We start from the raw sequence: 22,006 nt of genomic DNA on the forward strand, positions 1-22,006 counted from the left end.
GGTGGAACGTCCTTACCGGTAAGGCCGACGGCCGGCCGGAACGGGGGAGGACCGTATGACAGTCGAGCTCGAGCGCCCGCAGCGCAGACGGCGGCGCTGGCTGGTGGTGAGCGCCGTTGCGCTGGTGGTGATTTCGGCGCTGAGTGCCGGGGGAGTGCTCGGCGTGCGGTGGTGGCAGCAGCACCGGCACGAGGAGCCCTACGGCCCGCCGGAGCTGGACGGGCGTCTGCTGCACGACTTTCCGCAGGTCGATTTCGCCGGGTTGAGTCCCGGGCAGGCGCAGGTGGTCGATGTTCTGCGACAGCAATTCGACGAACAGAGCGGTAGGGACAAATACTCCGAGGGCATTGCCGAACCCTGGTGCGCCGACTTCGTCAGCTGGGTGATGCGCGCGGCCGGACAACCGTTGAGCAATCCGAATTCCGGATCCTGGCGGATTCCCGGCGTGTACACCCTGGAGGAGTACTACCGGGGACAGCACCGTTTCGAGCAGGCGAACAACGGATATCTACCGCGGGTCGGCGATGTGGTGATGTACTCGGATTCCAGTGTGTTCCATCAGCACACGAATATCGTTATCGCGGCGGATTCGGATACCATCACCACGGTGGGCGGCAATGAGGCCGGTGAATCCGGCGGTGTCGCCATCCACAAATTCCGACCGTCCGGCACATCAGGGCTGGTCGGCTTCGGGCGATTGGGAACACGCTGATTCCACATTCTGGAAACACGCGGGGCGGGGTGTACTACTGAGCGCATCTTCCGCTTACGATGGGTTTCGGCGGCGCCCGGCAGCGTCGTCGATTGATCCCTGTCCTGCTGCCCCCTCATCGGCAGGACAGGGGTCCCCGCCCGACGAAAGTAGCTGATGACGTCGTCCGACCAACCGACCTGGATCGATTACGCCGAATTCGGCGAACGTTTCGTGGCGGCGGCGGTGACGGAAACCCGGATCGAAGCGGCGGTCTCCAGCGTGGCCGGGCGCGGAATCACCATCGGCCCCTTCGGAATCGGGCCCGCCGGGCTCGCCCGGTTCGTGGCCAAGGGCAGCATCGGCAAACCCACCGTCATCCGGCGCGGGCCGCACGTGCACTTCGACGTCATGCTCCCGGTGAAACTGCGGGTCGACGTCACCCTCGGCGGGCAGCGGCTGCGGCTGGAGGCGGTGGTGGAGATCGACCTCAGCATGCACGCCCGCACCGCCGATCCGCTGCTCATCGTCATCGACATTCCTCCGGTTACCGGGCGCGACGTCAGCTTCGTCATGCGCGCGCAGGCCATCGGCACCGCCTGGGAACTGCTGCTGGACCCGATCGCCAAACTGGTGCAGCGCGAGGTCGCCAATCGCATCAATACCATTCTGGCCGACCCGGATTCGCAGCGCGGCCGCACCTTCGACGTGCAGGCCATCATGGACGGCACCCGCTCGGCCTACCGCGGGCGGCCCACCCACGAGTGGATCGGCTACGACGAATTCGGCCGCCGGTTCTTCGCGCGCATCGTGACCGCGGAACGGGTGCGGCAGGTGGTGGAATCGATGGCGGGCAAGCCCATCGAGGTCGGCCCGCTGCGCACCGGCCCGGGCAACAAGGCCGAGGTCTGGGTGCAGGGCAGTGTGCGACTACCGAGGGTCGCCGCCGCCGGTCCGGTCACCGTCACGCCCGTGCCCGAGCCGCGGATCGCCGAATTGCCCCATGCCGCGGCCGAATCCGCGGCGGCAGCGGCCGTGGCGGCCGAGGCACATGCGAATTCCCACGATCCGGCGCTCGTGCGCTTCGACCTCACCATTCCGGTGAGCCTGGACATCTCCGTGGACGTGCTCAAGACCAACCGCTATCGGGCCGAGGTGCAGGTTCCGGTGGCCCTCACCGCGCGTGCCGCCGAGCCGTTGCTGATCGTCATCGACGCGGTGCCGCCGCGCGCCCGCGACATCGATCTGGAGATGACCGCCGAAGGCTGGCGGGCGGCCGCGCTGGGCAAGCTGGCCGGCATGCGCAAGCAGATCGCTGCCCAGGTCGCGAAGGTCGTGCGCGCCGAGGTGGCCGACGTGTCGCGCCGGACCATCGATGTGGGCGCCCGGCTGGACTCGACGCGCGTCTGAGGTCCCAGCCCCGCGGCAATTCGATAGCTGTTGATTCGCCATCGGCCGGTCGTTGCCCGGTTCCGCCCCGATGTGACATATGGTGCCGATGTGCTCGATGAGCCTGGCGATTCCAATGTGAATATGGTGAAATGAGGGCACGTTCAGGGCTCCCGGCGCACGGATGATCTTGTTTTCATCGGGGAAGGTGCGCCGGGCACGCCGCAAGTAGTTCCAACCGGTCACCGGTGAGACGCCGTCTCCCCATCGTCACGACTGGAATGTTCGACCAGCGAGTGTGCGCGAAGGAGCCCGTGATGCGTCCTGCCCATGTCAATCGACGGAACTTCCTCTCCGGGGCCACGGCTCTCGCCGCCGGAGTCACCGCCGGACTGACCCTCCCACCCGCCACCGCGGCAGCCAGGCAACAGCTCGGCACCCTCCTCGACTACGCCGGCGGCGTCCCCTCCGCCCAATCCATCAGCGACGACGGCCATATCGGCGTCATCCGCTACGTCTCCGACCGGCGGCCCGGCGCCGAATGGATGGCGGGCAAACCGCTGCTCGCCCGCGAGGTCGACGCCCTGCGCGACGCGGGCCTGTCGGTGGTCTCCTGCTACCAGTTCGGCAAGGGGCCGACCGCCGACTGGCGCGGCGGTTACGCGGCCGGATTGCAGCACGCCGCACGGGGATTGATCCTGCACAAGGCCGCGGGCGGGCCCGACACCGCGCCCATCTACGCCTCCATCGACGACAACCCCGGCGACGACGATTTCGAGCAGTTCATCGAGCCGTACCTGCGCGGCTGGGAGACCGTCATCGGGCACGGCCGCACCGGCGTCTACGCGAACTCGCCGACCATCGACAACATTCGGGACGCGGGCCTGTGCTCCTTCTTCTGGCAACACAATTGGGGCACCCCGAAGGGCTACGTCCACCCTGCCGCCACCCTGCACCAGTTCGAGATCGACAAGCGCGAGGTCGACGGCGTCTCCGTGGACGTCAATGCCGTACTCGCCCCGCAGTACGGCCAATGGTGGTAACTAGGTCTGGCAGTGGCAGGTCGGGTCGGTCGCCAGGTCCGGCTCCTCGGGGACGACCCGGAGCATGAGGTGGGGGTCGGTGTGTTCGTCCTCGCCGCTGCCGTCGGCGAAGACCTCACCGTTCCCGTTCCAGGAGAACAGGGACCAGCGGGACAGCGCCGAGAAGGCGGAGCCGAGGCTGCCGAAGGAAGCCGAGGAGATGAGAGAGCCGAACGAGCCCACCGACCCGATCGACAGCACCGAGCCCACGCTGCCGATGGACAGGATCGAATAGGCCGAGCCGATCGACAGGATCGATCCCTCGGAACGAATCGAGAGGATCGACCGGCGCGAATGCAGTCCCCGTACGGGGTTGGTCACAGCGGCCATAGTTGTCGGTCTACCACAGGAAACCCGCCGTGCAAACGATTTCGCCCCCGTCCCTTCCGTGTGGTTACGGAGGAGAACAGGGGCGAAATTCTCGGCTACGTCGGGGTGTCCGTCAGGCGACCGTGAAGAATCCGATGGTCGGCAGGAACGAGCAGGTGATCGGCTGCGACTCCGGATCGGCCTGAGTCGTCAGCGAACCCGAGACGATGGCGACCACGCGACCGGAACCGGTGTTGGCGATGGCCGACAGGGTGGCCGGGCCGTCCGGGTTGATGTGCGCGTCATTGGTCAGGTTCTGGGTCGCGGTGGCGCGCGTGTCGAGGTTCAGCCACTGCACCGTCATCGGGGCGGGCTGCACATCGGTGGGCTGCTTGGTGCCCAGCGCGGTGAACACGAAACCGGCCTGGCCCTGCGCCGGTCCGGGCGGGGGCAGCTGCGCCGGACCGCCGACGGCCAGCGCGGTGCCCACCGAGTCGGCGGAGGGGGAGATGCAGCCCTTACCGATGGTCGGCCACAGGAACTGCGAGATGACCGGGCCATCCTTCGGGATGTCCGGGCCGCCACCGCCACTGCCGTCGAGGAACGTGATGACGGCGAGCAGCGTGGTCTTCACCTGCGCCGGCAGGTTGCTGCTCTCCAGCAGCTGCTTGGCCTGGGCGAGAATGGCGTTCTTGGGGCCCGCGTCCGCGATATCGGCGGGACCGGTGGCCGCGCCGATGATGGCGGGGACCAGCGAGGCCAGCGCGTCGACCGGAACCCCTTCGGGGATCATCGGAATCGACGCGCTCTTGGGTGCCGGCGCGGGGTTCGCGTAGGCCGTCGGCACGGCGACGGTGGCGCAGGCCGCCAGGGCCAATGCGGACATTGCGAACCGCGATCCTCGGGTGCGAAGCACTGGTGTAGCCGTCCTTACCTTCAGGGACATCTAGCAGCGATGGAGCCATCGCTCCGCGCCACTCTAGGGACCGGGCTGCCGTGTTGTACAGCCGCGGTGTGATCTTGGCGAACTCGATCAGCTGACGCTATCGAACGGGCGACCAGAGTGCCTGTTACAGATGGGGTCGGTGATGCAAATGTTACAGCGAAGGGTCCGCGCTGCACGAGACATTCTGCTGGGCGACTACGCTTACCGGGGCCACCGCAACGCCGCATTCGCGAGGCCCGCAAGCCGCATTCGCCAGCCGTGCACTCGGCCGGTGACCCGCCCGAGCTGAAAGACAGTGCCGTGAATCGACACTTCCACATGGCCGCCGCGGCACTGGGTATTTCGGTGCTGGCCCGTCTCGTGTGGGTTCTGTTCCTGCCCAATGGCATGAACTTCGTGGACCTGCACGTCTATGTGGACGGCTCCGCGAATCTGTTCGGCGGGAATCTCTACGACTACACCGATTCCAGTAAGACGCCGGACTTTCCGCTGCCGTTCACCTATCCGCCGTTCGCGGCGCTGGTGTTCTATCCGCTGCATTTCCTGCCCTTCGCGGTGGTAGCCATCGGATGGCTGCTCGCCACGGTCGCGGCGCTGTTCGGCGTGGTGTGGTTGGCGCTGGAGATGATGGTCGGCCGCGAGGCCATGCGAGAACGGTCCTGGCGCACCGCCGCGGTGGCGTGGACGGCGATCGGCATGTGGCTGGAGCCGGTGCGCTCGACCTTCGACTACGGCCAGGTCAATGTGTTCCTGGTGCTGCTCGCCATGATCGCGGTCCGCAGCGCGCGCTGGTGGGTGTCGGGCACGCTGGTCGGCGTGGCCGCCGGCATCAAGCTGACCCCGGCCGTCACCGGGCTGTATTTCGCGGCCCGCAAACGCTGGTTCACGGCGATCTGGTCGGCGGTGGTCTTCTTCGGGACCATTCTGCTGACCTATCTTTTCGCCCCCGGCGAGACCAACAAGTACTTCCGCGAATTGCTCGGCGACGCGCATCGCATCGGGCCGGTCGGATCGGCGACCAATCAGTCGCTGCGCGGCGCGCTCAGCCGGCTGCTCGGTCACGACGTGGTGTCCGGGCCGGTGTGGATCGCGGCCGCGCTGGTGACGGCCGTGCTCGCGTTCTTCGCTTGGCGCGCACTGGATTCCGACGATCGGCTGGGCACGCTGATCATCGTGCAGCTGTTCGGGTTGATGGTGTCGCCGATCTCCTGGTCGCACCACTGGATCTGGCTCCTGCCGGTCATCCTGTGGCTGTGCTACGGCCCGCTGCGGCAGGCGGCGGGCGCCCGGGTGCTGGCCGGTTACTGGCTGGTGGTGACGCTGATCGGCGTGCCCTGGGTACTGGGCTTCTTCCAGGATTCGATCTGGACCATCTCGCGTCCGGGCATCCTGTCGTGGCTGGGCGCGGTGGACGTGCTCGGCGTGCTGGCGCTCTATGCCTGGATCATCCGGGCGGGCCGGCTCAGCCCCGGACATCCGGTCGATCGAACTCGTGAGCAAGAACTGTCCGACCGGTGAGGTGAGATTTTCAGCGCGAGATCCGCGTCCCGAAGATCTCGGGCGCCTCGAATGTCGGTGGTGCCCTTAATATTTGGGGTGCGCGGGATGATCATTGGTCCGGCTACGCTCATCGAGCGCCGAAAAGGCCTGCTCGCCAGCCGTGAATTCCGGTCGGTGATCCACCCGACCGAAAGCCCGTGCCGTGAATCGACGTTTCCGCCTGGCTGCCGCCGCCCTCGGCATCTCGGTGCTGGTCCGCCTGCTGTGGGCGCTGTTCTGGCCCAGCAATCTGATCCTCGTGGACCTGCACGTCTATGTCGAAGGGGCCGCGAATCTATTCCGCGGGAACCTCTACGACTGGACCGATTCCAGTCGGTCACCACAATTTCCGCTGCCGTTCACCTATCCACCGTTCGCGGCGCTCGTCCTGTATCCGCTGCATTTCCTGCCCTTCGACGTGGTGGCCGTCGGCTGGCTGCTGGCCACGGCGGCGGCGCTGTTCGGCATCGTGTGGATCTCGCTGGAGATGATCGTGGGCCGGGAGGCCATGCACGAACAGTCCTGGCGCACCACCGCGGTGGCGTGGACCGCGGGCGGCATGTGGCTGGAACCGGTGCGGTCCACCCTCGACTACGGCCAGGTCAATGTGTTCCTGGTGCTGCTCGCCATGGTCGCGGCGCGCAGTGCCCGGTGGTGGGTGTCGGGTGCGCTGGTCGGCCTGGGTGCGGGGCTCAAGCTGACCCCGGCGGTGACCGGGCTGTATTTCGTGGCCCGCCGGCAGTGGCTCGCGGTGATCTGGTCGGCGGTGGCCTTCGCCGGGACCATCGGCCTGACCTTCCTGCTCACGCCGGGGGAGACCAGGAGGTACTTCGGGGACCTGGTCGGCGACCCGGGCCGCATCGGGCCGGTCGGTTCGGTGATCAATCAGTCGCTGCGCGGGGCGCTCAGCCGCCTGGCCGGCCACGACATCGGGTCCGGGCTGCTGTGGAAGACATCCGTGCTGGTGACGGCCGTGCTCGCATTCTTCGCCTGGCGCGCACTGCGTTCCGATGATCGGCTGGGCACGCTGATCATCGTGCAGTTGTTCGGTTTGATGGCGTCGCCGATCTCCTGGTCACACCACTGGGTCTGCCTGGTCCCACTGATTCTGTGGCTGCTCCACGGTCCGCTGCGCGAGGCCGCCGGTGCGCGCCTGATGGCCGCATACTGGCTGTTCACAACGGTGATCGGGGTGCCCTGGATGCTGGGAACCCTGCAGAAGTCGATGTGGGATATCTCGCGTCCGGGTTATCTGGCCTGGCTGGGCGCGGCGAACGCGATCGGGGTGCTGGCCCTCTATGCGTGGATGATCCGGGCCGGGCGGCTCAGCTCTGAGCGTGCAGTTGATCGATCTCGTGAGCGAGAGCCATATCGCGTTTCGTGAGACCGCCCGCGGAATGGGTGGACAGCGTGAAAGTGACCCGACGCCAGCGGATATCGATATCGGGATGGTGGTCGGCGGCCTCGGCCGCGGCGGCCACCCGGCGCACCAGTTCGATGCCGGCCGGGAATGAGGGGGCCTGGATGGTGCGTGTGATGCTGTTGCCCTCACGGGTCCATTCGGGCAGTTCGGTGAGGGCCTTGGCGATGTCGTCGTCGGAGAGCAGCGCAGGACTCATGACTCCGGTGTACTCCGGTTTCAGGCCGCCCGCGCGAGTTTCAGGCACTTCTTGAGTTCCTTGCCGCAGCAGCCTGCGGCTTCGGCCTTTTTCATCCGCGTAATCACAACCGGGCATTTCAGGCATCGCGTCTTCTTGCGGCAGCATTTCTTCTTCGGCTTCAGACCGGATACGTGTTTGGCCTTCACCTTGCCCATGGTTGGTTAGCTTAACCTAACCTCTGCCCATTGACCATGTGACCTAGTACGCCCGGTAGTCTGTAGCTCGCCGCATGCCCGGTGGAGTTCGCCATGTCTCGTCGTAGGCAGCCCCACGCATGAGACCCATCCGGGTCGGCAACAGACTTTTTCACCAGGAGGAATCAAACGTGTCGTCTGTCGAGTTCCGCAACGTCGCCATCGTGGCGCACGTCGACCACGGCAAGACAACACTGGTCGACGCCATGCTCCGGCAATCCGGTGCGTTCGCCGAACGTGCCGAACTCGTCGACCGAGTGATGGACTCCGGTGACCTCGAGCGCGAGAAGGGCATCACCATTCTCGCCAAGAACACCGCTGTTCACCGGCATAACGCCGACGGATCGGTCACCGTCATCAATGTCATCGACACCCCCGGCCACGCCGACTTCGGTGGTGAGGTGGAGCGCGGCCTGTCCATGGTGGACGGCGTCGTGCTACTCGTCGACGCGTCCGAGGGTCCGCTGCCGCAGACCCGCTTCGTGCTGCGCAAGGCCCTCGCGGCCTCGCTGCCGGTGATCCTGGTGGTCAACAAGACCGACCGCCCGGACGCCCGCATCGAGGAGGTCGTCGAGGAATCCCACGACCTGCTGCTGGACCTGGCCTCCGACCTCGACGACGAGGCCTCCGAGGCCGCCGAGCTGGCCCTCGACCTGCCGGTGCTCTACGCCTCCGGCCGTGCGGGCGTGGCGTCCACCAGCCGCCCCGACAATGGCCAGGTGCCGGCCGCGGAGAACCTCGACGAGCTGTTCGAGGTCCTGATGAAGTACGTTCCCGCCCCCAAGGGCGACCCGAAGGCCACCCTGCAGGCGCACGTCACCAACCTCGACGCGTCCCCGTTCCTGGGCCGAATCGGCCTGGTGCGCATCCACAACGGCACCCTGAAGAAGGGCCAGAACGTCGCGTGGATGCACGGCGACGGCGTCAAGACCGTCAAGATCACCGAGCTGCTCAAGACCATCGGCGTCGAGCGCCAGCCCGGCGAGGAGGCCGTGGCCGGTGACATCGTCGCCATCGCGGGCATTCCGGACATCATGATCGGCGACACCCTCGCCGACGTCGACAACCCGGTCGCGCTGCCGCGCATCACCGTCGACGAGCCGGCCATCTCGGTGACCATCGGCACCAACACCTCGCCGCTGGTCGGCCGGGTGCAGGGCCACAAGCTGACCGCCCGCATGGTGAAGTCGCGCCTGGACCAGGAGCTGGTCGGCAACGTGTCGCTGCGGGTGCTCGACATCGGCCGCCCGGACGCCTGGGAGGTGCAGGGCCGTGGTGAACTCGCGCTGGCCATCCTGGTCGAGCAGATGCGCCGCGAGGGCTTCGAGCTGACCGTCGGCAAGCCGCAGGTGGTCACCAAGACCGTCGACGGCAAGGTGCACGAGCCCTTCGAAGAGCTGACCATCGACTGCCCGGACGAGTACCTGGGCGCCGTCACCCAGCTGCTGGCCGCCCGCAAGGGCAAGATGGTCCAGATGAGCAACCACTCGGCCGGGTGGGTGCGCATGGAGTTCATCGTCCCGTCGCGTGGCCTGATCGGTTTCCGCACCGACTTCCTCACCGAGACCCGCGGCACCGGTATCGCCAACGCCGTGTTCGACGGCTACGCGCCGTGGGCCGGTGAGATCCGCGCCCGCCACACCGGTTCGCTGGTCTCCGACCGCAATGGTTCGGTCACCCCGTTCGCCATGATCCAGCTGGCCGACCGTGGCCAGTTCTTCGTGGAGCCGGGCGCCGACACCTACGAGGGCCACGTGGTCGGCATCAACCCGCGTGCGGAGGATCTCGACATCAACGTCACCCGCGAGAAGAAGCTGACCAATATGCGGTCCGCCACCGGTGACGTGCTCGAGACCCTGGCCAAGCCGCTGCAGCTGGATCTCGAGGGCGCCATGGAGTTCTGTGCCGCCGACGAGTGCGTCGAGGTGACCCCGGAGATCGTGCGCGTGCGCAAGGTCATCCTGAACGCCAACGACCGTCAGCGCGAGATCTCCCGCCGCAAGGCCCGCGACCGCGCGGCGCAGTAACCAGTCGATCAGCACGGGGCCGGGCAGGAGTCGTTGCCCGGCCCTTGGGGTGCTCGCCTAGGATCTCTTGCGCACTCCGTTCGCGGCGCTCCGCGCCGTGAACTGTGCAGGCAACCCGGCACCGCGAATCATCGCGCGATGATTCACGGCCGTCTCGATTCTGGACTGACGGAGCGGGGGAGCGAAGCGGAGGAGCGGAGGAGGGAAGAATTCAGACCTCGGGGCCGCGAATCCGCCCGGAGCGATGCGGAGGGCAAATGACACAGCTGCGCGCGGTGCTGTTGATGGTGGCGACCCTGTTGGCGGTCGCGACCGGATGCACCGCGAATCCGCCACCGCCCATCGAATCCACCGACAGTCCGAAGACGCAGCCGGCCAAGCCGGGGAAGAACTCCGTCGTGGTCGCGGTCGACGACATCGGGATCGGGTTCAATCCGCATCTGCGGTCGCAGCAGTCGCCGGCGACGGCGGCGGTCGCGTCGATGGTGTTGCCGAGCCCGTTCCGGCCCGGTCCGACGCCGGGGGTGCCGGGCGGCACGGACTGGATACTGGATCCGGCGCTCATGGTGTCGGCGGATGTGACGGCGCAGGAGCCGTTCACCATCACCTACCAGCTCAAGAACGAGGCGTCCTGGTCCGACGGCGCGCCCATCGCGGCCGAGGACTTCAAATACCTCTGGCAGCAGATGATCACGCAGCCGGGCACGGTGGATCCCGCGGGCTATCGGCTGATCTCGGATGTCAGTTCGTCGGCGGGCGGAAAGACGGTGACGGTCACCATGACGCAGCCGTATCCCGCCTGGCGGCAGCTGTTCTCGGATCTGCTGCCCCAGCATCTGGTCAAGGACTCGGGTTTCGAGCAGGGATTGATCGACACCATCCGGATCTCCGGCGGCCAGTTCCGGATCAAGCAGGCCGACCGCGGCCGCGAGGAGATCCTGCTGGAACGCAACGACCGGTACTGGGGTCAGCCCGCGGTGCCGGATCAGATTCTGTTGCGGCGCGGCGGAACTCCCGCGCAGGTGGCGGAGTCGCTGCGGGTCGGGGACGCGCAGATGGCGCTGGTGCACGGCGGTGTGGCGTTGCAGGCGCAGCTGGCGGCGATTCCGTCGGTGCGTACGGCCACCATGCCGCAGTCGCGGGAGATGCAGCTGGCGCTCAACGGTCGCAGCGGCGACCTGGCCGATGTCCGGGTGCGGCGCGCGGTGCTGGCGCTGCTGGATCCGGTGCTGCTGGCCACGGTCGGCGCGCAGACCGGCAGCTGGGTGGAACCGGCTCGGGCGCAAGTACTTTCGCCCTCCGATCCGGGTTATGTCGCGACCCAGCCGCCGCGCCTGAGCCAGGAGGAGGCGTTCGGGCTGCTGGCCGAGGCCGGATTCGCGCGGGCCGCGGAGACGCCGGCCACGCAGTCGGCGACCTCGCCCGCCCCGCAGCCGCGGTCGCTGGCCAAGAACGGTAAATCGCTGACGGTGCGGATCGGCGCGGTGGACGGCGACACCACCACGCTGGCGGTGGCCAATACCGCCGCCGACCAATTGCGCAGTGCCGGAATCGATGTCGTCGTGCGTAGTGTCACGGCCGCGCAGCTGTACGGCAAGGAGCTGACCGACGTCGGGGTCGACGCCGTGGTCGGCTGGGAACGCACCGGTGAGGATCCGGCCACGGTGCTGGCGTCGCGGTACGGGTGTACGCCGGTGGCGCCGCCCGGTGACACCGCCGACACCACCGTCGCGGACGGGGCGAGGAAGTCCCCGTCGAATGTGTCCGGCGTATGCGATCCGACCCTGCAGCCCGCCATCGACGCGGCCCTGCGCGGCATCGATGTGGGCAAGGTGATCGGCGAGACCGAGCCCAAGCTGTGGGAACTGGCGACGGTGCTGCCCATCGTGCAGGACACCCAGGTCGCCGCGGCGGGCCCGCGGGTGGACGGGGCCTCGCTGAGCGGCGCCATTCAGACCGGCATCTTCGGTGATGCCGCCAACTGGCGGAGGCTGCCGTGAATCCTCTCGATGCTTCCCGGCACGGCCTGCTGCTGGTGCACGCGCATCCGGACGACGAGTCCATCACCACCGGCGGCACCATCGCCCACTATCGCAAGCGCGGCCTCCCCGTCACCGTGGTGACCTGCACGCTCGGCGAGGAGGGCGAGGTCATCGGCGACGACTACGCGCATCTGGTGGCCGGGCAGGCCGACCAGCTGGGCGGTTACCGCATTCTCGAATTGACCAGGGCGCTGGCCGAATTGGATGCCGGGGTGCCGCATTTCCTGGGCGGCGCGGGCCGCTGGCGGGATTCCGGCATGGCCGGGACGCCGTCGGCGCGCAATCCCCGTGCCTTCGTGAACTCCGGCACCGCCGCGACCGACGCGCTGGTGCAGGTGATCCTGGAGCTGCGCCCGCGCGTGGTGATCGGCTACGACCCGCGCGGCGGCTACGGGCATCCGGATCACGTTCGCGCGCACCAGATCACCATGGCGGCCGTCGACGCCGCCTCGGACTGGGGCTGGACGGTCCCGAAGGTGTACTGGACGGTCACCGACCGCACCGTGCTGGCCATGCACACCGAGTCGTTGAAGCGCCGCACGGTGGATCAGCTGCCGGGTGCGCTGCCGCGCGGCTGGCGGCTGCCGCACGTGGGCGAATTGGCTTGTGTGCCAGCGGAATCCGTGACCACGACGGTGGATGTCTCGGATGTGCTGGCGGCCAAGCGCGCGGCCCTGCGGGCACACGCGACCCAGGTGACGGTGGCCCCCTCGGGCCGGGAGTTCGCACTGTCGAACGATGTCGCCCAGCCGGTGCTGCCGGAGGAGCATTACATTCTGGTGCGTGGCGAGCGCGGCCCGCTGGGCCCCGACGGCCGCGAACATGATCTTCTCGGTGGCCTGGAATGAGAGACTGAGGCTATGTACAACTGGGACCTGCAGAACGCGATCGCGGCGTTCGTCGAGAGCCAGCGCCCCTACTTCGAGTGGCAGCACCAGCTGTACCTCTCGGTGCTCTACGGCTTCGTGGACATGCAGAGTCAGCTGCTGACGCTGCTCGGATTCCCGCCGGTGCCGTGACGGCGGCGGTCGGTGCCCGGACGGGCGATGCGGTGCTGGCGGCGGGACCGGTGCGCGGGGTGCTGACCGCGTTGATCGGCACGCTGCTGCTGGCCGACGCGGTGATCACGCTCGGGTTCGAGGTGCTGTTCCTGCCGATCTACGCCGGCCGGGCCCACATCCCGGAGCCGACGCCGGTGCTGGCCGCGGGCACCCTGGCCTCGAGCATGACCGATGGCGCGATCGCGGTGCCGCTCACGGCCCTGGCCGCCGCGGTGGTGAACGTGCTGCTGGTGATGGGCATGGGTGTGATCACCAAGCGGATCGGGGTGATGGCCCTGCCGATCCTGGTGTGGGTCCTGGGTTTCCTGATCTGCGCGGGTTTCAGTCCGAGCGGGTACGCCCTGCTCATGGGTGACTGGCCGACCATGCTGCTGCTCATCTGCGGTCTGCTGCCCGCGGGCATGTACCTCTACTACCGGGCGACCGTCCGCCTGGCCCGGACCGGAGCCTGACCGCACCGTTCTGCGGTTTCCGACTTCTTTCGCCGCGCTGTCACACTTCGGCGGCCTGTCTCGTCCCCCTCGTGAATCGCAATCACGAGCGGGAACGAGGGAAGACGATGGGATTCGACGAGCTGCGCAATGCTGTCCGGGGCCGCGTCCTGGAGTCCGGTGACGCGGACTTCGAGCAGGCCGCGCGGCCGTGGAGCCTGGCCGTGACGCAGCCGGTGGCGGCGGTCGCCGAGGTCACCGACGCCGCGGATGTGGCGGCCGTGGTCCGCTACGCGGGTGCCGCGGGCCGCCCGGTGGTGACCCAGCCGACCGGGCACGGCGCGGCAGGCGGCGTCGACAGCGCGATCCTGCTGCGGACCGGCGCGCTGAACCGGCTCGAGATCGATCCGGTCGCGCGGGTGGCCCGCGTCGGTGCGGGCGTGCGGTGGGGGCAGGTGCAGGCGGCCGCGGCCGGGCACGGTCTGACCGGGCTCGCGGGCAGCAATCCGGTGGTCGGCGTGACGGGCTACACGCTGGGCGGCGGCAAGAGCTGGTTCGGCCGTAAGTACGGCTGGGCGTCGAATGCGGTGCGCGCCTTCGAGATCGTGGACGCCGAGGGCCGCCCGGCCCGGGTGACCCCGGACAGTGATCCGGACCTGTTCTGGGCATTGTCCGGTGGCGGTGGCGATTTCGCCGTGGTGACGGGTCTCGAGTTCGAGCTCTTCCCGGTGCCGGGGCTGTACGGCGGCCGCGTCACCTGGACCGCAGATCGGCTGCCCGAGGTGTGGGAAGCCTTCCGCGAGTTGACTTCTCGAGCTCCCGATGAGTTGTCGGTGTGGTTCAACCGCTTCCAGTTCCCGCAGGCGCCCGAGATGGTGGGCGTGGACCTCGCCTATCTGGGCGATCCGGAGCAGGGCCGGACCCTCGTGTCCGCGCTGGACCGGATCGGCGGCGCGCTCACCGACACGCGGTCAGCCCGGTCGGTGGCCGACCTCGGCGACATCACCCAGGAGCCGGTCGATCCCAGCCCGGCCATCACCCGCGGCGAGCTGCTCGACGACCTGTCCCCGGCGGCGGAGAAGATCATTCTCGGCGAATCCCTCGCACCGCTGGTCAGCGTTCAGGTCCGCCATCTGGGCGGCGCGCTGGCCCGCCCGGCCGCGGGTGCGCGCGGTGCGCTCTCCGACCGCTACCTCGTCTCCACCCTCGGCCTCGGTCTGCCCCACCTGCGAGAGGCAGTGCACGCCAGGACGAATGCGCTGGTGGCGGAGTTCGGCGCGCTGGTGACGGGCAAGAAGCCCTTCACCTTCCTGGCCCCCGGTGAGTCGGCCGCCGCGGCCTTCGACGCGGCGACCCTGGACCGCCTGCGCACGATCAAGCGTGAGCGAGACCCGCAGAACGTGATTCGCTCGAACTACCCGGTGCTCGGCTGACCGCGCTGAATTCCGGCTCGGGGGCGGAACATTCGATGCGCCGCCGAGCCGTTCGGTCACCGCCCGGCGGGGGTGCCCAGCTGTCCGGGGGTGACCGCGTCGATGAGGGACCACGCCTGGTCGATCGGCAGGTCGATGACGCGGTAGCGCTTCTTGCCCGCGGCGGAGGCGGCCACGACCGTGGCCACACCGGCGCGGCGCTGGAAGAGGGTCTGGCGGACGGTCCAGCCGATGACGCCGGGTGCCTCCAGGCAGTCGCGGTCGCGATCCAGGCAGCCGCTGCGGGTGATGAGCCAGGCCGGTTTGCCGTCGGCGGCGGGGAGCACGGCGTGGCCGAGGCCGCGGTAGCGGTCCCAGGCGAGGGCGGCGGCGATGGGGGTGGCGACGGCGAGGGTGATCCACATCCAGAGCGGGATGTGGCCGCCCGCAAGGGAAATGACGAGCAGCAGCGCCGCGATGGCCGCGAGCGGGCCCAGGGTGCGGGTGTAGCGGCGGCGGTGGGCGGCCGGGCCGTGGGGGACCAGCGGCACGGTCACCAGCGGGGGTACCGGCAGGGTGGCTTCGGCCGGAAGGGTGGAGGTGCCCAGCAGATGGGCGAGGGTGCGGTGCACGGCGGCGCGGGGAGCCTGCGGCAGGATCTTCTGCCGCGGGCTGGTGCCGGTCATGATGGCTTCGAGTTCGGCGGCTCCGGCCAGGCGCAGCAGCAGGGGCTCGTTGACGGTAGCGCCGCGCAGGCGGGCCAGGTCGAGGGTGGTCTGGCGGGTGGTGAACAGCCCGTGCCGCACGGTGAGGGTCTTGCCGTCGTCCAGCACGTTCAGGCCGAACCAGGTCATGAGGTAGCGCGCGCAGGCGGCGAGGCTGACCACGACGACCAGGATCACGACGAGCAGCGCGATCACCCCCGCGATGACGGTCGCGCTGCGGTGCCCGACATCCTGGACCGTGCCGGATCTCAGGAAGAGCTGGGCGAACCCGTACTGGAACGCCAGACCGACGACCGGCGCGATGATTGCGAAGCCGGTCAACGAGAGTGGCGCGTACCGCACCCAATCCGGTTGCCAGTGCGCGATTTCCACGACGGGATGGCCGGGCGTCGCGTCCGGTGTTTCGCCTTCGGTCGTAACCGTCTGGGCATCAATGGATTCCGTGCCAGCCCGGGTGTGCGCCAGCAGTGCGAGCCGGAGTTCCGGCACCAGTTTGGCATCCAGCGAGTCCAGTTTGAACTGTTCCCGCTTCTCCGCGTGCTGCCCGGTGCCGATGGACAGCACCGCCAGTCCGAGTACCCGGTGCAGCAGGTCGGCCTGCACATCGACCGATCGGACCCGGGTGCGCGGCACCGACAGTCGTTTGCGCTGGATCAGGCCGGTGCGCAGCTCCACATTGTCGGGGGTGATGCGATAGGTGGTGGTGAACCAGCGGGTGAGCGCGAAGCCGACGATGATCGCCACCACGGCCAGGCTCCACCCGGGATTGTCCCGGCTCGCGCCCGCCACCAGCGTGGCGATCAGCACCGGGATGAAGCGGATGAGCTCGGTGACCGGGTGGACCAAAAGCATGCGCTTGTCGAGCCGCTGCCAGTTCTCGGCGTCCGGGCCGAGGGGCGTCCCCGGTCCCGATCCCGCGGTGATCGGTGAAAGCACTTCCGTCGGATAGGAATCCGGGAACACGTCCGGATCCGGCGGTGGCGGCTGGGTCATGTGGCGTCCCCCCGGTGCTGGGCGGCGATGGCGGTGAGCTGGGCGACGGTGTCGCGCGCGTCGGCCAGGGCGAGCGCGCTGATGTGCACGGCCCCGGCCGAGGAGGCGGTGGTGACGGTGACGGTGGCCAGCCCGAGCAGCCGTTCCAGCGGTCCGCGGTAGGTGTCCACGGTCTGCACGCGGGTGATGGGCGCGACCCGGCTCTCCTGGGTGAACCAGCCGGTCCGGGTGTAGACGGCCTCGTCGGTGATCTCCCACCGGTGCACGGCGTAGCGCCACAGCGGGATGGCCACGATGCTGAATATCGCTGCCAGCAGCACGATTCCGAATACCAGCGCCTGCAGGCCGCGCCGGTGTGTGTCGAACAGCGCCCAGACCCCCACTCCGAGGATCGGCACCACCCACGACAGCGCGGCGCTCAGCGCCCACAGCAGTTTGGCGCGTGGGCTGGGACGCCGCGACGGGCCGGCCAGGATGCCGCCGGGAGCGAGGGGCTGGGACATGCTGCCCATGCTTGCATGAATCGGGCCGCGGAGGCGGTTGTTACTAGAGAGGACCGGACGGTCGGTTTGTTTCGGCGGCGTCGGTCCACTACTTGGGCGTAATGCGGAACAGTCCGGTCGTGGCGCCCTGGTATTGGATTCGGCCGGGCGCGATGGTGCCGACCATTTCCAGGGTGTCGTTCACGGTGGTCGCGCCGACGAACTGCTCGGTGTCGACCTTGCCGGTATCGGCGTCGATCACCGCGAAGCTGTAGTTGTCGGTCACTCCCGCGCTGCCGCTGCCCAGGCCGCTGCTGCTGCCACTGCCGAGTGCGCCGCTGCCGCTGCCGAGCAGGGAGTGCCGGGTGAAGGTGTAGATCTTGCCGTCCGCGACCGACAGCCGCGGCACCGCCGAGGAGGGCACGGTGTTGGTCCAGACCACGGTGCAGCCGGAGCCGGTGACATCGATGCGGGTCATGCCGCCCGAAATCGGCGCGCTCGCGGGCTGACTGGTGCCGGCGTTGGGCGGCAGCGCCGGGTAGGGGTAGCCGTAGGTGCTGGCCACGAACACGCTGTTGCCCGAGCCGATGGGGGAGTTCTCGGTGCCGTCGATGGCGGGCACCGAGCACACCGGGCGGCCGGTGGCGGTGTCGAAGACGAGCAGGTTCTCCTTGGTGGCCGCGTTGTCGGTGATGGCCAGGTATTCGGTGCCGTCGCCGGGTCCGAAGAAGGTCGGCGTCGCGCCGGTGCCCCAGCTCAATTGGCCGGGCTTGCGGGCCGGGCCGCGGTCGTAGGCCTGCCGCCACACGATCTGCGGGTTGCCGCTGCCGTCCACGTTCAGCAGGTACAGCGCGTGGTCGGTGGCCACGGCCATGCCCTGGGGCGCGGTGGCGATGCTGTTGGCCACGTTCTCGCCGGGCGCGAGCACGATCGAGTGCGCGGTGCCGTCGGTGTTGACGAATCCGGCCGCGGCGCTGTCGGTGGCGAACCACACCCGGCCCTGGTAGTCGGGGGACACCGAACTGACCGCATCGCAGGTGCCGCCGCCGCAGTGTCCGGTGACCGCCTGTGTCACATCGGTTTTCGAGGCGATCGACAGTGACCAGGAGCCGTCGGAGCCGCGCTGGTGCCCGATCCGCAGCAGGCTGCCCGAGCCGTCCACGGTGACCATCTGGTCGTGGTTGTCCAGGTAGGCGTAGACCCCGCCGAGCAGGCTGCCCTTGGTCAGATCGAGGTGCGCGAGGGTGTTGCCGTTGTTCGGGTCCAGCAGCAGCACTTCCGGCGCGCGATCGGTGACCTTCGTGCACAGCGCCTGCGGGAAGCCGTCCGCGCCCTGCAGGATCGTCGGGCAGGCAGCGCCCTCCTCGTGGAAGTCCGCGTTGACGCCGCCGGTGCCGACGCCGGGCAGTGGCGTGGTATCGGAGGCCTCGGCGTCGCCGTGCATGGTCGCGGTGCCCACCGGTCCCAGATACGGATTGGCGGGCGGCACCGGTCCGAATGCGGAGGCGGTGCTGGTGGCGATGGTCAGCAGGGCGGCGGCGCCCAGGCCGGCGACGACGGCGGCGCGGCGGATTTTCGCGAGCACGAAGGTCTCCCTCTTCTTCTGCGAAGTGGACGCCCGCGAGGCTATTTCATCGGAACCGAGATTTGAATAGATGAACTCGAGGATACGAATAATCAACTCGGAATACCGGACGTGGGTGGCAGGTTGGCTCGTTCCATGGCACCCGAGTCGGAACAGCCGGATGGATGGCGCATGATCGAGACCGTGACGGATCTACCGAACCCGAGCCTGCCGCCGAGGCCCACCAGCAGTTCGGCTGCGCCCACGGGTTCCGCCATACCCGATGGTTCCGCTGTGCGCACCGATACCGCCGTGCCCACCGCCGCTGTGCCCACCGATTCCGCGATGCGCCGTGCGCTGCGCCGCGCCCGGGACGGTGCGACCCTCAATCTCGACGAGGCCGTGGTGCTGTTGCACGCCCGCGGCGCCGATCTGGAGGATCTGTGCGCGTCGGCCGCGCGGGTGCGCGATGCCGGGCTGCGGGAGTCCGGCTACGCGGGTGAGGTGCTGCCGATCACCTACTCCCGCAAGGTGTTCATCCCCATCACGCATCTGTGTCGCGACCGCTGCCACTACTGCACCTTCGTCACCGTGCCCGGCAAGCTGCGCGCGCAGGGCAAGGGCATGTACATGGAGCCGGACGAGATTCTCGAGGTCGCCCGGCAGGGCGCCGAACTCGGTTGCAAGGAAGCGCTTTTCACCCTGGGTGACCGCCCGGAGGAGCGCTGGCCCGAGGCGCGGCAGTGGCTCGACGAGCGCGGCTACGACTCCACCCTGGATTACGTGCGCGCCATGGCGATTCGCGTGCTGGAGGAGACCGGCCTGCTGCCGCATCTGAATCCGGGTGTGATGAGCTGGGAGGAGCTGTCGCGGCTCAAGCCGGTGTCGCCGTCCATGGGCATGATGCTGGAGACCACCTCGACGCGGCTGTTCACCGAACCCGGTCAGGCGCACTACGGTTCGCCGGACAAGGACCCGGCGGTGCGGCTGCGCGCGCTCACCGACGCCGGACGCCTGTCGGTGCCGTTCACCACCGGCATCCTGGTGGGCATCGGCGAGACGGTGGTCGAGCGCGCCGAGTCGATTCTCGCGATTCGCAAGGTGCACAAGGCTTTCGGGCACGTGCAGGAAGTCATCGTGCAGAACTTCCTGGCCAAGCAGAACACCGCCATGCGCCACAGCCCGGATGCCGGGATGGAGGAGTTCCGGGCCGCCATCGCCGTGACCCGGCTGCTGATGGGGCCGAAGATGCGCATCCAGGCGCCGCCGAATCTGGTGTCGCTGGAGGAATGCCGGGCACTGCTGGCGGCGGGTATCGACGACTGGGGCGGGGTGTCGCCGCTCACCCCCGACCATGTGAATCCGGAACGGCCGTGGCCGAATCTGGAGACCCTCGCGCAGATCACCGCCGACTGCGGCTATGTCCTCACCGAGCGCATCACCGCCCACCCGAAATATGTGCTGGCGGGCCATCCGTGGATCGATCCGCGGATTTCCGAACATGTTGCGGCACTGATGGATCCGAAGACCGGCCTGGCCGCCGACGTGAAGCCGTCCGGCCTGCCCTGGCAGGAGCCCGACCAGGATTGGGAATCGGTCGGCCGCATCGACCTGCACACCGCCATCGACGCCGAGGGCCGCCGGACCGAATCCCGCAGCGACGCAGGGATTGCTGATGATTCACTAGGAGCGTTCGGCGACTGGGAGAGCATCCGCGAGCAGGTGCTCGAGCTGGCTGGTTCCTCCGCCCCGGAGCGTGTCGACGCCGACGTGATGGCCGCCCTGCGCGCCGCCGAGCGGGACCCCGCGGGCCTGACCGATGACCAGTACCTGGCCCTGGCCACCGCCGACGGCCCGGCCCTGGAGGCCGTGACCGCGCTGGCCGACCAGCTGCGCCGCGATGCCGTGGGCGACGAGGTCACCTACATCGTCAACCGGAACATCAACTTCACCAATATCTGCTACACCGGCTGCCGCTTCTGCGCGTTCGCGCAGCGCAAGGGCGATGCCGACGCCTTCAGCCTGAGCCCGGCCGAGGTCGCCGACCGCGCCTGGGAGGCCTGGGTCGAGGGCGCGACCGAGATCTGCATGCAGGGCGGCATCGATCCCGAGCTGCCGGTCACCGGCTACGCGGATCTGGTGCGCGCCATCAAGGCTCGCGTCCCCGGGATGCACGTGCACGCGTTCAGCCCGATGGAGATCGTCAATGGCGCGTCCCGCAGTGGGCAGTCGGTGCACGACTGGCTGTCGGCGCTGAAAGAGGCCGGGCTGGACAGCATTCCGGGCACCGCCGCCGAGATCCTGGACGACGAGGTGCGCTGGGTGCTGACCAAGGGCAAGCTGCCCGCCTCGGCCTGGGTGGATGTCGTCACCACCGCGCACCGGCTGGGCCTGCGCTCCAGCTCGACCATGATGTACGGCCACGTGGACAATCCCGAGCACTGGGTGGGTCACCTGCGCGTGCTGCGCGGAATCCAGGACGAGACCGGTGGTTTCACCGAATTCGTGCTGCTGCCGTTCGTGCACCAGAGCGCCCCGCTCTACCTCGCGGGCGCCTCCCGGCCCGGCCCGACCGTGCGGGAGAATCGGGCCGCGCACGCGCTGGCGCGGATCATGCTGCACGGCCGGATCGAGAATATTCAGACCAGCTGGGTCAAACTTGGTATCACGGGTACCCGGCTCATGTTGAACGGCGGCGCCAACGACCTCGGCGGCACGCTGATGGAGGAAACCATCTCCCGCATGGCCGGTTCCGAACATGGATCAGCCAAGACGGTCGAGGAACTGACGGAGATCGCGTCGGGTATCGGCCGCCCGGTCCGGCAGCGCACCACCACCTACGGTGTGCCACGGACCCGCTCGCTCGCCCGCCTCTCCGCGACTTCGGCGGACGGCTGAGAGCCGTTGGAGTCGCGCACCCGCGCCGGCGGTCAGGTGGGTGTCTGAATTTTGGACGTGCCCGACGAGGTACCGCTGGCGCAACGAGATCAGTTGTTGCGTTCGGAACGCCTGCCCGGGGTATTGCCGAGGGCGAAAGTTAGGGCAGGCTGTGCAGTAGTAATGTTGGCTGGCCGGGATAGGGTTTCGCCGGGCGGAGTATCCCGCATGTGAGGACAGACTAGGAGAGCGGCAGTGCCGTACATCATCGCTGAACCGTGCGTTGACGTGAAGGACAAGGCGTGCATCGAGGAATGCCCCGTGGACTGCATCTACGAGGGTGGCCGCATGCTGTACATCCAACCGGACGAGTGCGTGGACTGTGGTGCGTGTGAACCGGTCTGCCCGGTGGAAGCCATCTTCTACGAAGACGACACCCCGGATCAGTGGGCCGGTTACGTCAACGCCAATGTCGACTTCTTCGACGATCTGGGTTCGCCGGGTGGCGCCACCAAGGTCGGCAAGGTCGACTACGACCCGCCGTTCATCGCCGCGCTGCCGCCGATGGCCAGCGAGTAGGA

The 22,006-nt window shown here is 68.5% G+C and carries 20 protein-coding genes; 13 read left to right on the forward strand and 7 right to left on the reverse strand.

Annotated features, from left to right (window positions below; genetic code table 11):
• Positions 1 to 55 precede the first annotated feature (55 nt).
• The 3 genes from ABZV44_RS08795 to ABZV44_RS08805 all read left to right on the forward strand — a co-directional run bounded on the left by ABZV44_RS08795 (position 56) and on the right by ABZV44_RS08805 (position 3,123).
• Complete coding sequence (locus ABZV44_RS08795) at positions 56 to 712, forward strand: CHAP domain-containing protein (RefSeq protein ID WP_354833558.1); 657 nt, start codon at positions 56 to 58, stop codon at positions 710 to 712.
• A gap of 156 nt (positions 713 to 868) precedes the next feature.
• Positions 869 to 2,101 carry a hypothetical protein gene (locus tag ABZV44_RS08800; RefSeq protein ID WP_354833559.1) on the forward strand — a complete coding sequence of 411 codons (1,233 nt, stop codon included), beginning with the start codon at positions 869 to 871 and terminating at the stop codon, positions 2,099 to 2,101.
• Positions 2,102 to 2,397: 296 nt separating this feature from the next.
• Positions 2,398 to 3,123: a DUF1906 domain-containing protein gene (locus ABZV44_RS08805; protein WP_354833561.1), complete on the forward strand. Its 726-nt coding sequence runs from the start codon at positions 2,398 to 2,400 to the stop codon at positions 3,121 to 3,123.
• Here ABZV44_RS08805 and ABZV44_RS08810 read toward each other — a convergent pair whose 3' ends face one another.
• Together ABZV44_RS08810 and ABZV44_RS08815 are read right to left on the reverse strand one after the other, a co-directional pair.
• Positions 3,124 to 3,483: a hypothetical protein gene (locus tag ABZV44_RS08810; RefSeq protein ID WP_354833563.1), complete on the reverse strand. Its 360-nt coding sequence runs from the start codon at positions 3,481 to 3,483 to the stop codon at positions 3,124 to 3,126. It abuts the gene before it with no gap.
• Between the two features lie 121 nt (positions 3,484 to 3,604).
• Positions 3,605 to 4,357, reverse strand: coding sequence for a hypothetical protein (locus ABZV44_RS08815; protein ID WP_354833565.1), 753 nt, complete (start codon positions 4,355 to 4,357; stop codon positions 3,605 to 3,607).
• A 360-nt stretch (positions 4,358 to 4,717) separates the two neighbouring features.
• Here ABZV44_RS08815 and ABZV44_RS08820 point away from each other — a divergent pair, with 360 nt between their 5' ends.
• Entirely contained in the window at positions 4,718 to 5,935 is a 1,218-nt protein-coding gene (locus ABZV44_RS08820) for a mannosyltransferase (protein ID WP_354833567.1), read from the forward strand.
• Positions 5,936 to 6,119: 184 nt separating this feature from the next.
• Positions 6,120 to 7,340 carry a mannosyltransferase gene (locus ABZV44_RS08825; RefSeq protein WP_354833568.1) on the forward strand — a complete coding sequence of 407 codons (1,221 nt, stop codon included), beginning with the start codon at positions 6,120 to 6,122 and terminating at the stop codon, positions 7,338 to 7,340.
• Here the strand turns inward: ABZV44_RS08825 and ABZV44_RS08830 are convergent.
• Both ABZV44_RS08830 and ABZV44_RS08835 read right to left on the reverse strand, forming a co-directional pair.
• Positions 7,282 to 7,575: a 4a-hydroxytetrahydrobiopterin dehydratase gene (locus ABZV44_RS08830; protein ID WP_354834082.1), complete on the reverse strand. Its 294-nt coding sequence runs from the start codon at positions 7,573 to 7,575 to the stop codon at positions 7,282 to 7,284. The two genes, ABZV44_RS08825 and ABZV44_RS08830, sit on opposite strands and share 59 nt — an antisense overlap.
• 20 nt (positions 7,576 to 7,595) lie before the next feature.
• Positions 7,596 to 7,772, reverse strand: a complete 177-nt coding sequence (locus ABZV44_RS08835) for a hypothetical protein (protein WP_354833569.1) — start codon at positions 7,770 to 7,772, stop codon at positions 7,596 to 7,598.
• 170 nt (positions 7,773 to 7,942) lie between these two features.
• Between ABZV44_RS08835 and typA the strand changes: the two genes are divergently transcribed.
• The 6 genes from typA (at position 7,943) to ABZV44_RS08865 (ending at position 14,805) form a co-directional block, all read left to right on the forward strand.
• On the forward strand, positions 7,943 to 9,838 hold the full coding sequence (gene typA / locus ABZV44_RS08840) for a translational GTPase TypA (RefSeq protein WP_354833570.1): 1,896 nt from the start codon (positions 7,943 to 7,945) through the stop codon (positions 9,836 to 9,838).
• A 257-nt stretch (positions 9,839 to 10,095) separates the two neighbouring features.
• On the forward strand, positions 10,096 to 11,838 hold the full coding sequence (locus tag ABZV44_RS08845) for an ABC transporter family substrate-binding protein (RefSeq protein ID WP_354833572.1): 1,743 nt from the start codon (positions 10,096 to 10,098) through the stop codon (positions 11,836 to 11,838).
• The gene (gene mshB / locus ABZV44_RS08850) at positions 11,835 to 12,728 is read left to right on the forward strand and encodes an N-acetyl-1-D-myo-inositol-2-amino-2-deoxy-alpha-D-glucopyranoside deacetylase (RefSeq protein ID WP_354833574.1); all 894 of its coding nucleotides are present in this window, start codon (positions 11,835 to 11,837) and stop codon (positions 12,726 to 12,728) included. The genes ABZV44_RS08845 and mshB overlap by 4 nt, the downstream gene beginning before the upstream one ends.
• A gap of 12 nt (positions 12,729 to 12,740) precedes the next feature.
• On the forward strand, positions 12,741 to 12,899 hold the full coding sequence (locus tag ABZV44_RS08855) for a hypothetical protein (protein WP_169336837.1): 159 nt from the start codon (positions 12,741 to 12,743) through the stop codon (positions 12,897 to 12,899).
• Positions 12,896 to 13,393, forward strand: a complete 498-nt coding sequence (locus ABZV44_RS08860) for a hypothetical protein (protein WP_354833576.1) — start codon at positions 12,896 to 12,898, stop codon at positions 13,391 to 13,393. Before ABZV44_RS08855 ends, ABZV44_RS08860 begins: the two co-directional genes overlap by 4 nt.
• 107 nt (positions 13,394 to 13,500) lie before the next feature.
• Positions 13,501 to 14,805 (forward strand): FAD-binding oxidoreductase, encoded by a 1,305-nt coding sequence (locus tag ABZV44_RS08865; RefSeq protein WP_354833578.1) that lies wholly within the window; start codon positions 13,501 to 13,503, stop codon positions 14,803 to 14,805.
• Between the two features lie 56 nt (positions 14,806 to 14,861).
• Here ABZV44_RS08865 and ABZV44_RS08870 read toward each other — a convergent pair whose 3' ends face one another.
• The 3 genes from ABZV44_RS08870 to ABZV44_RS08880 form a co-directional block, all read right to left on the reverse strand.
• Entirely contained in the window at positions 14,862 to 16,502 is a 1,641-nt protein-coding gene (locus tag ABZV44_RS08870; protein ID WP_354833580.1) for a PH domain-containing protein, read from the reverse strand.
• Positions 16,499 to 17,005 carry a PH domain-containing protein gene (locus ABZV44_RS08875; RefSeq protein WP_354833582.1) on the reverse strand — a complete coding sequence of 169 codons (507 nt, stop codon included), beginning with the start codon at positions 17,003 to 17,005 and terminating at the stop codon, positions 16,499 to 16,501. The genes ABZV44_RS08870 and ABZV44_RS08875 overlap by 4 nt, the downstream gene beginning before the upstream one ends.
• An 88-nt stretch (positions 17,006 to 17,093) precedes the next feature.
• Positions 17,094 to 18,569: a hypothetical protein gene (locus ABZV44_RS08880; RefSeq protein WP_354833584.1), complete on the reverse strand. Its 1,476-nt coding sequence runs from the start codon at positions 18,567 to 18,569 to the stop codon at positions 17,094 to 17,096.
• A 171-nt stretch (positions 18,570 to 18,740) separates the two neighbouring features.
• Here ABZV44_RS08880 and ABZV44_RS08885 point away from each other — a divergent pair, with 171 nt between their 5' ends.
• Positions 18,741 to 21,446: a bifunctional FO biosynthesis protein CofGH gene (locus ABZV44_RS08885; protein ID WP_354833586.1), complete on the forward strand. Its 2,706-nt coding sequence runs from the start codon at positions 18,741 to 18,743 to the stop codon at positions 21,444 to 21,446.
• A 234-nt stretch (positions 21,447 to 21,680) separates the two neighbouring features.
• On the forward strand, positions 21,681 to 22,004 hold the full coding sequence (fdxA, locus tag ABZV44_RS08890) for a ferredoxin (protein ID WP_040812194.1): 324 nt from the start codon (positions 21,681 to 21,683) through the stop codon (positions 22,002 to 22,004).
• Positions 22,005 to 22,006: the final 2 nt, after the last annotated feature.

Origin of the sequence: Nocardia sp. NPDC004860 (genome assembly GCF_040609015.1) — a bacterium.
GTDB lineage: Bacteria > Actinomycetota > Actinomycetes > Mycobacteriales > Mycobacteriaceae > Nocardia.

Bases quoted from the DNA above. Each gene is read 5' to 3' on its own strand.
- ABZV44_RS08830 (WP_354834082.1), bottom strand. From the start codon at position 7,575: ATGAGTCCTGCGCTGCTCTCCGACGACGACATCGCCAAGGCCCTCACC.
- ABZV44_RS08870 (WP_354833580.1), bottom strand. From the start codon at position 16,502: ATGACCCAGCCGCCACCGCCGGATCCGGACGTGTTCCCGGATTCCTAT.
- ABZV44_RS08845 (WP_354833572.1), top strand. From the start codon at position 10,096: ATGACACAGCTGCGCGCGGTGCTGTTGATGGTGGCGACCCTGTTGGCG.
- ABZV44_RS08815 (WP_354833565.1), bottom strand. From the start codon at position 4,357: ATGTCCGCATTGGCCCTGGCGGCCTGCGCCACCGTCGCCGTGCCGACG.
- ABZV44_RS08805 (WP_354833561.1), top strand. From the start codon at position 2,398: ATGCGTCCTGCCCATGTCAATCGACGGAACTTCCTCTCCGGGGCCACG.
- ABZV44_RS08795 (WP_354833558.1), top strand. From the start codon at position 56: ATGACAGTCGAGCTCGAGCGCCCGCAGCGCAGACGGCGGCGCTGGCTG.
- ABZV44_RS08875 (WP_354833582.1), bottom strand. From the start codon at position 17,005: ATGTCCCAGCCCCTCGCTCCCGGCGGCATCCTGGCCGGCCCGTCGCGG.
- ABZV44_RS08855 (WP_169336837.1), top strand. From the start codon at position 12,741: ATGTACAACTGGGACCTGCAGAACGCGATCGCGGCGTTCGTCGAGAGC.
- ABZV44_RS08800 (WP_354833559.1), top strand. From the start codon at position 869: ATGACGTCGTCCGACCAACCGACCTGGATCGATTACGCCGAATTCGGC.
- ABZV44_RS08865 (WP_354833578.1), top strand. From the start codon at position 13,501: ATGGGATTCGACGAGCTGCGCAATGCTGTCCGGGGCCGCGTCCTGGAG.
- ABZV44_RS08885 (WP_354833586.1), top strand. From the start codon at position 18,741: ATGATCGAGACCGTGACGGATCTACCGAACCCGAGCCTGCCGCCGAGG.
- ABZV44_RS08835 (WP_354833569.1), bottom strand. From the start codon at position 7,772: ATGGGCAAGGTGAAGGCCAAACACGTATCCGGTCTGAAGCCGAAGAAG.